Here is a 12,271-nt window from a genome sequence, read left to right on the forward strand (position 1 = left end):
AAACTCGGGTTGGTCGACCAATTTTCGTATAGGCTCGCCAATTAGCCCGGATCAATTGCTGGGCTCAGCCTCCACAGAAGGTGACGCGACCTGTCCTGACTTAGCCGGCCCGCCAATACGTTCGCGCAGATGCTGAACGCCGAGATAAAAGACCGGAATCAATAACGGCCCTAAAAATGAAGCAGCCAACATACCGCCAAAGGCCGTGCTACCCAACGCAATGCGAGACGCGGCCCCGGCGCCCGAAGAAAACATTAACGGCATAACGCCCAACACAAAAGATAACGCCGTCATCAGGACCGCGCGAAAGCGCAAATGCGCCGCGGTAAGTGCCGCATCAAAAATGCTCTTGCCTTCGCGCCTTTGTTCCATGGCAAATTCCACAATCAAAATCGCGGTTTTAGCGGACATAGCAATCAACAACACCAACCCTATTTGCGCGTAAATATTATTGTCCAACCCTACTAACTTTAAGGTCGCGAGCGCTCCGAAAAGAGAAATAGGCACCGACAACAACACCGCCACGGGGATGGTCCAGCTTTCGTACAGTGCTACCAGAAATAAATACACAAACAACAGCGCCAACGACATCAAGATGGGGGCTAAATTTCCCGCCTCCAACTCCTGACGCGACTGCCCCGCCCACTCGTATATAAACCCTTCGGGCAATTGTTCAGCCTGCTGGGTCATGGCGGCAATCGCCTGCCCCGAACTCAATCCGGGCGCGGCAGAACCACTGATTTTGGCGGAGCGATACAAATTAAAGTGATTAATTGTGGTGGGCCCCAAAATCGGCTCGATTGAGACCAAGGTCATTAAAGGTACCATTTCGCCTTTGGCATTGCGCACAAAGTAGTGTTGTAAATCATCGGGGCTCAGGCGAAATTCGCTGTCGGCCTGAATCATGACTCGGTAGGTACGTGAAAATTGGTTAAAATCGTTGATATAGAGCGAGCCCAAATTTGCTTGCAGTGTCATAAACACATCGCTAATCGCCACCCCCTGAGTTTTCGCCTTTAAGCGGTCCACTTCGACAAAAAACTGGGGAACATTCGCGCGATACGTGGAATAAACCTGACTCAGTTCAGGCGAGCTATTGGCCTGGTAAATTAGAGCGCCCATGGCCTGGGCCAATTCTGCCGGCGTTCGTCCCTGCATGTCCTGCAGCTGGAATTCAAAACCACTGGAAACCCCCAGACCGGGAATCGCCGGAAGGTTAAAAATCATCGCCTGGGCTTCAGACACTTGCCACAACTGCCCCTGCAAACGCTGCTGGATGGCCTCTACGCTAAGATCGTCAGACGTACGCTTGTCCCAGTCGTCCAGTACCGCAATTGCAAAGCCGGTATTAGACCCCACCCCACTTTGGATACTAAAGCCCGCGACGGTAATAACGTCTACCACCCCCGGGTCTTTACGAACGATATCGGTTACTTTCTCCATCACTTTTTCCGAGCGGGCGCTGGAGGCGGCATCGGGCAGCTGCACATCGACAAACAGATACCCCTGATCCTCCGAGGGCACAAACCCCGTGGGCACACTGGTAAACAGCCAACCCAAGGCCACCACAATAGTCATCAGGGCCAAACCGGCACGTCCGGCGCGCCGTAAAATAGCCCCGACCGTGCGCTGATAAATCGCAATGGTTTTGTTTAATCCGCGCTCGAAAGGCCGCAGCCAGCCAATAGACTGAGAATCCTTTTTTAACAGAACCGCGCACAACGCCGGACTGAGGGTTAGCGCATTAATTGAAGAAATAACCACCGCGCAGGAAATGGTCACCGCGAACTGTTTATACAAAACCCCGGTCATGCCCGGCATAAACCCCACGGGTACAAACACCGCCAGAAGCACTAGGGTGGTGGCGATAACCGGCCCGGTCACCTGCTTCATGCTTTTAACCGTGGCCTCTTGGATTGACAGGTCACCTTCTTTGAGAATGCGCTCGGTGTTTTCGATCACGATAATGGCATCGTCCACCACCACACCAATCGCCAACACCAAGCCGAACAAGGTAATGGTGTTAATCGAAAAACCCAGCGCCAGCATACAGGCGAAGGTACCGATCAAGGAAACGGGAATAGCCACCGTGGGCACAATGGTGGCCCGCCAATTCTGCAAGAAAGCGAATACCACCAGTACTACAAGCACTACGGCCTGCAACAAGGTTACCACCACTTCGTGGATCGAGCGCTCGATAAACCGCGTTGAATCATAGAGTACACTGAACTCTAAAGAATCGGGCATGGTCTGCGCCAACTCTTCCATCTTGGCATTCACTGCCTGCGCCACCTGGGTAGCATTGGCCTCGGGCAGCTGGTAAATCACCACAAACCCTGTGGCCTTATTATTCAGCTTGGCTTTAATGCCGTAGGTTTTAGAGCCCAACTCCAGACGCGCCACATCGCGCATGCGCACCATGGCGCCTTGCGCATCGGCGCGCAGTACGATATTGCCAAACTCTTCAGTTTCAATCAGCCGGCCCTGAGCCTGAATACTGTACTCAAAGGGCTGAGAGTCGGGAATGGGTGCCTGACCAAACTTACCCGCCGCGACAATCACATTCTGTTCTTGCAAGGCTGCGGCAACATCGGACACCGTTATATTGAGCGCGCTCATGCGCTCCGGGTTTAACCATATCCGCATGGCATAGGCTTTATCGCCCATGACATTCACATTAGAGACACCCGGCACCCGGGATAAGGGCTCGCGCAAAAAATTGGTGGCGTAATTACTTAAGTACAAGTCATCGATATGCGGGTGGCCTTCTTTGGCCAAAAGGTTAATACCCATCAACATATCGCTCGCCTGCTTGCGAACGTTAATGCCCTGGCGCCTTACCTCTTCGGGCAAAAATGGCTCAGCCAGTGACACCCGGTTTTGTACATTCACCTGGGCCATATCAATATCGGTGCCCGTGGCGAAGGTAATGGTTATATTGGCCGAGCCGTTATTCGAGGCGGAGGATTCAATATAAATCATATCCTCAACGCCGTTAATCTGCTCCTCCAGTGGCCTTAGTACCGAGTCTTCGACAACCTGGGCACTGGCACCCGGGTAAACGGCGTTCACCTGAACCTTGGGTGGCTTGATATCCGGGTACATGTTGACCGGCAGGTTGGCAATGGCCAGTAACCCCACCAGGGTAATCACAATAGAGATGACAAACGCAAACTTGGGACGATAGATAAACGTTTTGCTGATCATGGCCGAATCCCTTACTGACCGTTTTCAAGTGGCGCTATAGCGCCGGTGGTCGGATCTACCGCCCCCGCTATAGGCTTTACCTCTATCCCTACTCTTACTTTTTGTAAGCCGTCGATAATAATGCGATCGCCCGAGCTTAACCCCGCATCGACCGCCCACATGGGACCGATTCGCCGCCCCATTTCCACTACTTTTTGCGCAACAGTGTTGCCGTCATCGACCACTAATACGGTGTATCCCTCTTGGGTTGATTGCACCGCTGACTGGGGTATGACCACCTTATTCACTTTTTCGCGCCCCTCGACCAACAAGGTGACATACATACCAGGCACCACTAAACCATCGGGGTTGGGAAACTGAGCCCGCAAATTCACCGCCCCCATGGTGGGATCGATCTGGGTATCGGCAAAGGTTAAACTTCCCTCCTGAGCATAGACCTCATTGTTGGGCAGACGCAGAGAGATATCCAGTGCGGGCGCGGCACTGGCGGCACCCTCGCGTTGACGCTTTTGTAAATACGAAATATAGGCGCTCTCTTCGAGCTGAAAGTTCACGTAGATTGGATCGGCAGCCGACAACTCCACCAAGGTTCCACTGGAAGGCCCCACCACTGTTCCCACGTTGTAGTGGGTTTTACCCACCAACCCCGCAAAAGGTGCAGCAATTTTGGTGTAACCCAAGTTGATGCGGGCGGCCGCCAGCTGTGACTCGGCCGCTTTTACCGCTGATTGTGCCTGACTGGCAGCCGCTTTAAGTTTTTCCAGATCCTGAGCGCTCAAAAAACCTTCGGGCGCCAACTGTTGGCCCCGTTCAAACTCACCGGTCGTGCGCTCTACTTCACTTCGGGCGCGTTCAAGCTCGGCCTCGGCGCCCTGCACAGTGGCCACATAGGGTGCATCGTCAATGGTATAAAGTATTTGCCCCTCGGACACCATGGCCCCTTCGGTGAAGCCTCGGCGGGTCAGCTCACCTTCGACTCGGGCGGTAATTTGAACTGTGCGATGGGCTTGGGTACGTCCCACGAACTCGCGATAACTGCCCACGGGTTTTTCAGTCACCGTATAAACAGTCACTGCCGGCGGCGGCGCCGACGGAATTGACGCATTATCAGACTTAGAGCATCCACCCAGCCCCGCCAATAACAGTGCAATAGCCGCGATATACCCTCGATACGACATCCCCTCCGGTGCCAACAACTTTTTCATGGTATCCCTGTCCTTTAATTAACCCGCCGGTTATGACTCTATGCCTAGCCTGCATTATAGCTGGTTAAGCGTTGCCTCAACTGCCGACAAAGCGGTGATAGGCGACAATCCCCCAGACCACCACCAGCAAAATTAAGCTTAGTAGCACGACCGCCGAGGCGATATCCTTCGCTCGCCCGGACAGTTCATGCATTTCCGACCCGGTGCGATCCACCACCGCCTCGACCGCGGAATTAACCAGCTCGGCAATCAAAACCCAGAATACACTGGAAATGAGCAGTGCCAGCTCGATATGGTTTTGCGCCAATAAAAAAGCGCCGGGAATCAATACCAGCGCCATGGTGACCTCTTGACGAAAGGCCGCTTCAAACTTCCAGGCCGCACCCAACCCCTGTACTGAATAACCGAACGCATGAATCAATCGCGTCAGGCCCCGCTTACCTGGCTTCATTTGTCACAACTCCATCAAATATCTGTCACATAAGCGTCATGCAGCGGTGGTATCACTAAGCCGTCCCCACCGGTAACGCACAAACGGGTGAAACTATGAATGCTTTTTTGCAAAGAGTCCACCAGCTAGACACCCTGGCTTTTATGTGGCTCCACGTCACCAAGCAGTTTCCCTACCGGCGCACGGTACGCTGGATTTCGCGCTGCGGCGATGGCCCTTTGTATATTGCGATAGCGCTGGGACTGATCGCCGCTGACATTCCCCACAGCGATACATTTTTGTTTATGGGGCTCACCTGTTACACGTTGGATGTAGGCCTGTATTTGGTGTTAAAAAACGCCATCAAACGGGATCGCCCCGCCGTTAAAATTGACGTATTTGAAAGCTGGATTACTCCCTCGGATCAATTCAGCTTCCCCTCGGGACACACCGCCGCCGCCTTTGTGTTCGCCTACTTGGTGTTGCTGTTTTTCCCCGCCTTTGCGTTGGCCGCCTATGTCATGGCGTGTTTAATTGGCAGCTCGCGGGTGCTACTCGGGGTGCACTACCCCACCGATATTCTGGCCGGTGCCGCCCTGGGTACAGGCTGCGCTATGCTCGGTAGCGTGGCTTACGCAGGATTATGGGGATGAAAATACTCTACGGTGTACAAGGCACCGGCAATGGTCACCTTACCCGGGCGCGCTCGATGGCAAAGGCCCTGGCGCCGCACAATGTAACGGTAGACTGGTTAGTTTCCGGACGCCCCCGCGAGGCGTTATTTGATATGGACGCCTTCGGCGATTTTCGCTGTTTTAAAGGCCTGACTTTGCAAACCTTTAAGGGCAAGGTCAATATGGGAAAGACCATCGTTAAAAGCGATTTGTTACAACTTAAGCGCGACATCAACGCTCTGGATTTGAGCCATTACGACCTGGTGGTAAGTGACTTTGAGCCGGTCTCGGCTTGGGCGGCGCGCAAACAGGGCGTTCGCTCTATCGGCATCTCCCATCAAAATGCGTTTTTATACCCGATCCCCAAGCGCGCCAATAATATTTTTACCGACCTTTTTATGCGCTGGTTTGCCCCCACCGATGTCCCGGTGGGAACTCACTGGCACCACTTTGATCAACCCTTGGTGCCTCCCATTGTCGAGCCCTCGAGCCACCCGGTAACGCTTCGGGAAAAGCACATTTTAGTGTATCTACCCTTTGCCGAGCTGGATGATATTCTCGCGCTAATTAAACCTTTTTTGGGTTACCAGTTTTACGTGTACCACAAAGTCGCTCAGGCCGAGACCCGGGGGCACATTCACCTGTGCCCATTTTCTCGGGAGGGATTTCAGAACCATTTGCACAGCTGCGAGGGTGTTATCTCCAGCGCCGGGTTTGAGCTGCCAAGCGAAGCTATCAGTCTGGGTAAAAAGCTATTGGTGGAACCGGTGGCGGGGCAAATGGAGCAACAATCTAATGCCGTAGCGCTGCAATCACTGGGCTACGCCAGCACCGCGATGCGTCTAAGCGCGGCAAGTATCGCCCGCTGGTTGGAATTACCCGGATCTCAAGCCATTCATTATCCCAACGTTGCGGCGGCGCTGGCACAATGGTTCGTGGAAGATAAGGCGGAAAATCTGACAACATTGAGCGAGAAATTGTGGCGCCAAGTGCCTGGGGTCAGCGCACCGGAGCAAGCGCAGGAATATCAAGCCAGCCTAAGCCGCTGCTGATCATCGATAAGTACCGGTTGTAAACGGCTATCATGGCGGGTGACATGAGCGCGCCAGCGCACCAAGGCCCCGCCCAGCACTAAGCCGGCAATACCGGCAAGGGTAGTCAAACCCTCACCCGCCGCCAGAGCATCCGCGCCCAGGGTAAACAGCACCATCGCCACCAAAGGCAGTAAATACACCAGCATCGAGCCGTGGGCCACCACTTGTTCAGGCACTCCCAGCTCTATATTGTCGCCAATGCTGTAATTTTCGGCCGGGCGCCCACCGAGCGACACCCAAATAAAAGTGGTGTGGCCCGAGACTTTTTCCAATAGGCTTTGGCCGCAGCCTTTTTGGGCCGCGCAGCTGCCGCAGGTCGACTTGGCTATGGTTTCTACCCATAGGCCGTCCGTTTCTACGGCCACCACTTTTCCGGATTCAATCAGCATAACCTAAGGCCTGCAGTTACGTTTTCGGTGATATGGATTGACCAATGCGCTCGGCCACATCCGCTGGCACTTCGCCAATCACCGTTAACTGGAATAAATCGGCGCCCTGCTTTACCCCACCCAGATAAAAATTGGTAGCGCCGCGGCGGGCGCGCGCCTCTATGGCGACATCCTGCGCCGCCGGATCGAGAAACACCGAAAAGGTCGACAAACCATCGGTGTACATTAACATTTGAATCTTGTTGTTAACCTGACGCTGCCCCGCAAACTCAAAGCCTTCAGGCATCCAACCGAGTTGCCAGGTGGCCGGCTCGCGCTCACTCAACTCGCCACAACCAATCCAGCTGGCCGCCGAAACTTGATGGGAAATCGCCACATCAGCGCGCTCGGCAAACTGTTCGGGCGCCACATTGGTTTCCAGCTCCACATACTGAAACTGCTCCAGCGGGCGCTGTTTTTCATCCAACAAAATAGACTTGGTCACTAGCCCGGTTTCGCGGTCAATACCGAACAAAAACCCAAAGCGGAAAGGGTCGCGCGGCACAATGTGCAACATGGTTGTAGGCCTACCGGCAATCCGATCCAGTCCCAATAGGCGAAAATTGTAGAGCTTTTCCAACTCGGGGCGCTGGGCTTCCAGGTTTTTGGCGCGATTGGCCAAAAGCATTTCTCCGGTACTGCGACAATCGAGAGGTTTGTCGATCAGCGCCTCGCGCTCGGGCCCCTGCAGATAGTAAACCCGCTGATGCTCGACCCCATCGCGCACCCAATGCTCCAGACGAAAGCTATCGGTGCCGTTAGTGTCCTGGTGGGTAAAGGTGCCGCGATAATTGAGGTGGCGATGGTGCTCGGCCATGGTGGCCAGCAACTCGCTGACCGAACGAATGGATGCCTGCGCCGGATCGGCATTGTCGCCCGGCGAGGCGTCGGAGTTAGGCTGCGCTTGCACCGCGCTGAGGGAAAAACACCACAGCAGCAAAGCGCCGGTAAACCGGTTCATGTTTTACTCTTCGTCGATAAGGGGAACCCGCGCGTGTGGCGCCATCCCCGAAACACCATTAATAGCGGCCTGGTCAGTGTGCTGCTCAAGCAGCTGCTGTAAGTATACCCGAACCTGCTCGGCGGGAATTTGCACATCGGCGCGGCGTGGCTCTACCACCACTTGGCGACGGGGCACAGTCTGATACCCGGATTGAGCGCTCACCGGGCGAGCCGATAGCGCCGGGGCATTAAAGCCCACCGGCAAGGAAACATCCACCGGGGCGTGCTGATCGGCACTTGCGGTAGTCGCGCCAGCAGCACCAGAACTGGCACCTGCATCGGCCACCATAGCGCCTGCCTCAAGGGAGTCTTGCTGATACAGCTGGGCACCGATAATCACGGCGCCCGCCACGGAGGCGGCTACCGCAGCCCGGCCCAGCCCCAGCAGCCACTTGCTTTGCCCCGCCGAAGCTCGCAGCGGCGGCTCTTGCTCCAGGGCACTGGAAATACTGTCGGCAAAACCTGTGGGAGCCATTTGCTCTGGCAACTCTTTGCGCATAGCGGCGCTGGCAAGTTGGTAACGGGACCAGGTCTCGCGCACCGCCCGATTACTGCCGGAAGATTTAAGCACACGGGCCAGTTCTAGCTCGGACGCTTGATTATCAACCGCTGCCGACACGGATTCGGCCAATTGCTCTTCGAACTTGTCTGTCATGTTCGTCGTTACCTTTACCTGAAAGCTGCCTAGTGAGCGCACAAACCTAGAGGCGCGTGGCACTTTCTTATTGCCTAAATTGCGAGTGTTGAATGCTTTGTCATTACTGCAATCCGTCGCTTTGCAAATCCAAGTCTGAGCCCTAAAACCTTGGGGTAAATTCTGGCAGTGGCGCATTAAGCGTTGGCTAACATAGCGCAGCCCGCCGAGAATTACAAAGATTTACAAGCATCTGGGCTCTCTGACAGGCCGCTATGCAAAAGGTTCAGCTGGGGTTCAGTTTTTATGGACTATTTTCCAGCAACGGCTGAATATTTTTGTCGATTGCCTCGCGGGCCCGGAAAATACGCGAGCGAACGGTACCCACCGGGCAATCCATAATCGCAGCGATATCTTCGTAGCTCAGCCCTTCCATCTCCCGCAAGGTCACCGCCGAACGCAAATCCTCGGGCAGCTCGCTGATGGATTTATCCACCGCCCGTTGAATCTCTTCGCACATTAGGGCACTTTCCGGGGTGTCGGCGTCTTTGAGCAAATCCGAACCCGAGTAGAACTCCGCCTCGTCCACCTCGACATCGGATGAAGGCGGGCGACGCGAGCGCGAGACCAGATGATTTTTGGCGGTATTGATCGCAATGCGATACAGCCAAGTATAAAAGGCGCTGTCACCACGGAATTTCGCCAGCGCCCGGTAGGCTTTAATGAAAGCCTCCTGGGCGACGTCTTGCACCTCGGCCTGATCGCGGACATAGCGGCCGATAATGGAATAAATTTTATGCTGATACTTAATTACCAGCAGATCGAAGGCGCGCTTATCACCCTTTTGGACTCGCTCAACCAATTGCTGATCGGTATCCGGCGCCGATTGCGCAGTCATTCGTTAACCCCCAAAACGCCCGATTGGGTCGGGCGACACTCTTGTTCGCGCGTACTTTTCAGTAGCAGTCCGGCCCCAAGGCCTGTTGATAGCCCTTACATCGGGGCTTAGTACGCCATTTGCAATGGCCCATAGACAGATAGCACTTATAAGAAGTTCCGCTTTAATTATACGGTTTTATAACACTGATGGCTCCGGCGGGCCTCACAGGCGCGCGCAAAGCTCTTATTATCGATTCAGCTCTTGCTATACTGCGCGCTCAAACACGGCGAATTGGCTCTATGACTCAACACTATCATCACGACGTTCTTATTATCGGCTCGGGCGCTGCCGGGCTGACTCTGGCTCTCAGCCTGGCGCAGACCGCCCGAGTGGCGGTGCTCAGCAAAAATGCGGTCAATACCGGCTCCACCTGGTATGCTCAGGGCGGGATTGCAGCGGTGCTGGACGACCACGACTCCATTGAAGCCCATGTGGCCGACACATTGGTGGCGGGCTCGGGGCTGTGCCATGAAGACGCGGTGCGCTTTACCGTCGAGCGCTCCAAAGCCGCCATCGGCTGGCTGATCAATCAGGGGGTAGATTTTACCCGCGAACAAAACTCCGATGACTACCACCTGACCAAAGAGGGTGGCCACAGCCATCGCCGAATTATTCACAGCGCTGACGCCACGGGTAAAGCGGTGCATAGCACCCTTATCGAGCGAGTGCAGCAGCATCCCTCGATTGAAATTTTCGAGCACCACGTCGCGCTCAACCTGATCACTCAGGCCGACGCTGACTCTAAAAAGCTGCGCTGCACCGGCGCCTACGCCTTCGACAGCGCCGCCGACCATGTGCAAGTGTTTCAAGCCAAAACCGTGGTACTGGCCACCGGTGGCGCGAGCAAGGTGTACCTGTACAGCAGCAACCCTGACAGCGCCTCGGGCGATGGTATTGCCATGGCGTGGCGGGCAGGTTGCCGGGTGGCCAATATGGAATTTAACCAGTTCCACCCCACATGCCTGTACCACCCCAAAGCCAAAAGCTTTTTAATGACCGAAGCTTTGCGCGGCGAAGGCGCCTACCTGCGCCTGCCCAATGGCGAGCGCTTTATGCCCCGCTTTGACGAGCGAGCCGAGCTGGCCCCGCGCGATATTGTCGCCCGCGCGATTGACCACGAAATTAAGCGCTTGGGCTGCGACTGCGTCTACCTGGATATTTCCCACAAATCGGAAGCGTTTATCAGCGAGCACTTTCCCACGGTAAAAGCCCGCTGCCTGGAATATGGGATTGATATCACCCGCGATCCGATTCCGGTGGTACCTGCGGCTCACTACACCTGCGGTGGCGTGGTGGTGGATCGCAACGGCCAGACCGACTTAAAAAATCTGTACGCCATCGGCGAAACCTCGTTCACGGGCCTGCACGGCGCCAACCGTATGGCGTCAAACTCGCTGCTCGAATGCATTGTCTACGCGCAATCGGCTGCCGAGCATATTACCGCCCGCCTGGCGCAGGTGAACGAGCCTCAGCAATCCCCCAAGTGGGATGAATCGCGAGTGACCAACTCCGATGAGGACGTGGTTATCTCCCACAACTGGGACGAGCTGCGCCGCTTTATGTGGGACTATGTGGGCATTGTGCGCACCCACAAACGCCTGGAACGGGCCACCCACCGAATTAAACTGCTGCAAAAAGAAATTGCCGAGTACTACAGCAACTACAAAGTCAGCGGCGATTTGATTGAGCTGCGCAATCTGGCCACGGTGGCCGAATTGATTATTCGCTCGGCCATGGAGCGTAAAGAAAGCCGCGGCCTGCACTATTCGCTGGACCATCCGCAAGTGAGCGAGATCGCCCGCGATACCATACTGGTGCCCACCAACTTCGCCGCCCAGGACGTGATCGTCAATGCTTGAGACTCTGCCGCTGAGTCACTAACCACACCCGCAGCCGATGATAATCATCGGCTGCCATGGTATCGGGCAACACCAGCAGCCGGTAGCGCTTGCCGTCCCGGCCACAGAACTCCATGACGACCAAATGGGGCCAAAGCCTGGCCTCGGGCCGTGGCGTTACCGGGACTAACTCGCCCCCAGCCACAGCCAAGTGCCAACCGCGCTGATCCAGACGCAGCCGGGTCACCGCAACACCACCGAGCGCCCAGCGCGCACTGGCGTAGACGCCCGCAAGCAATAGCAACATAAAAAGACTGGCGGGGTTGAGCTGAATCAGTGAAGGGATATAGGCAATGACAATGGCTAAAACGATAGCCAGTGCAATAGCGGATACCAGACGCCGATAGATCGCGGAAGGATAAACATCGGCATCCAGATAAACGCGGCCGTGAAAGTGCCGCGGCAAATAGTGATTAGCTGTCGCGGCGCATACCGGTGTTGTCGCGGACAATTTGCACAATCCTTAGCAGCTCGGGGTCCTCGGGGTCGGAGCGGCGCATAAACCAGGCAAACAAATCCTGATCTTCGCAGGTTAATAGCTGCCAGTAGCGCTCTTTATCGGCCTGTTCCAATGTCGGATACACGTTTTCCAAAAAAGGCAGCAGCACCAAATCCAACTCCAACATGCCACGGCGGCTACCCCAAAACAGTCGATTGCGTTCCACTCGGTTCTCCGGATCGATTCAAACGCCGCCAGTATACAGCCATAGCGCTGGTCTCGACAGACCCGGAAAATCCGCAATAAAAACGGGGATCCGT

12 protein-coding genes are annotated in these 12,271 nt (G+C 55.3%); 3 read left to right on the forward strand and 9 right to left on the reverse strand.

The features are described 5' to 3' along the window. Positions 1-51: 51 nt before the first annotated feature. The 3 genes from M6D89_RS07775 to M6D89_RS07785 form a co-directional block, all read right to left on the reverse strand. Positions 52-3,207: an efflux RND transporter permease subunit gene (locus M6D89_RS07775; protein WP_253967447.1), complete on the reverse strand. Its 3,156-nt coding sequence runs from the start codon at positions 3,205-3,207 to the stop codon at positions 52-54. Positions 3,208-3,218: 11 nt separating this feature from the next. Beyond that, positions 3,219-4,412: an efflux RND transporter periplasmic adaptor subunit gene (locus M6D89_RS07780; protein ID WP_253967448.1), complete on the reverse strand. Its 1,194-nt coding sequence runs from the start codon at positions 4,410-4,412 to the stop codon at positions 3,219-3,221. 76 nt (positions 4,413-4,488) lie between these two features. Continuing rightward, positions 4,489-4,863, reverse strand: coding sequence for a diacylglycerol kinase (locus M6D89_RS07785; RefSeq protein WP_253967449.1), 375 nt, complete (start codon positions 4,861-4,863; stop codon positions 4,489-4,491). Between the two features lie 95 nt (positions 4,864-4,958). On the opposite strand from M6D89_RS07785, the gene M6D89_RS07790 reads away from it, so the two are divergent. Together M6D89_RS07790 and M6D89_RS07795 are read left to right on the forward strand one after the other, a co-directional pair. Further along, a complete protein-coding gene (locus M6D89_RS07790) occupies positions 4,959-5,495 on the forward strand; it encodes a phosphatase PAP2 family protein (protein ID WP_253967450.1) in 537 nt (178 codons plus the stop codon). After that, positions 5,492-6,568, forward strand: a complete 1,077-nt coding sequence (locus M6D89_RS07795; RefSeq protein ID WP_253967451.1) for an MJ1255/VC2487 family glycosyltransferase — start codon at positions 5,492-5,494, stop codon at positions 6,566-6,568. The genes M6D89_RS07790 and M6D89_RS07795 overlap by 4 nt, the downstream gene beginning before the upstream one ends. Here M6D89_RS07795 and M6D89_RS07800 read toward each other — a convergent pair. The 4 genes from M6D89_RS07800 to rpoE form a co-directional block, all read right to left on the reverse strand. Then, a complete protein-coding gene (locus M6D89_RS07800; RefSeq protein ID WP_253967452.1) occupies positions 6,544-6,999 on the reverse strand; it encodes a SoxR reducing system RseC family protein in 456 nt (151 codons plus the stop codon). The genes M6D89_RS07795 and M6D89_RS07800 overlap by 25 nt on opposite strands. Positions 7,000-7,015: 16 nt before the next feature. Beyond that, positions 7,016-7,999, reverse strand: coding sequence for a MucB/RseB C-terminal domain-containing protein (locus M6D89_RS07805; RefSeq protein ID WP_253967453.1), 984 nt, complete (start codon positions 7,997-7,999; stop codon positions 7,016-7,018). Between the two features lie 3 nt (positions 8,000-8,002). After that, entirely contained in the window at positions 8,003-8,695 is a 693-nt protein-coding gene (locus tag M6D89_RS07810; RefSeq protein WP_253967454.1) for a sigma-E factor negative regulatory protein, read from the reverse strand. 283 nt (positions 8,696-8,978) lie between these two features. Then, positions 8,979-9,572, reverse strand: a complete 594-nt coding sequence (gene rpoE, locus M6D89_RS07815) for an RNA polymerase sigma factor RpoE (RefSeq protein ID WP_253967455.1) — start codon at positions 9,570-9,572, stop codon at positions 8,979-8,981. 281 nt (positions 9,573-9,853) lie between these two features. On the opposite strand from rpoE, the gene nadB reads away from it, so the two are divergent. Beyond that, a complete protein-coding gene (gene nadB / locus M6D89_RS07820) occupies positions 9,854-11,473 on the forward strand; it encodes an L-aspartate oxidase (protein ID WP_253967456.1) in 1,620 nt (539 codons plus the stop codon). Here nadB and M6D89_RS07825 read toward each other — a convergent pair. Together M6D89_RS07825 and M6D89_RS07830 are read right to left on the reverse strand one after the other, a co-directional pair. After that, positions 11,463-11,963, reverse strand: a complete 501-nt coding sequence (locus M6D89_RS07825; protein WP_253967457.1) for a protein YgfX — start codon at positions 11,961-11,963, stop codon at positions 11,463-11,465. The genes nadB and M6D89_RS07825 overlap by 11 nt on opposite strands. Then, positions 11,926-12,177 (reverse strand): FAD assembly factor SdhE, encoded by a 252-nt coding sequence (locus M6D89_RS07830; RefSeq protein ID WP_472924528.1) that lies wholly within the window; start codon positions 12,175-12,177, stop codon positions 11,926-11,928. The genes M6D89_RS07825 and M6D89_RS07830 overlap by 38 nt, the downstream gene beginning before the upstream one ends. Between the last annotated feature and the right edge of the window lie 94 nt (positions 12,178-12,271).

Source organism: Gilvimarinus xylanilyticus (genome assembly GCF_024195295.1).
GTDB lineage: Bacteria > Pseudomonadota > Gammaproteobacteria > Pseudomonadales > Cellvibrionaceae > Gilvimarinus > Gilvimarinus xylanilyticus.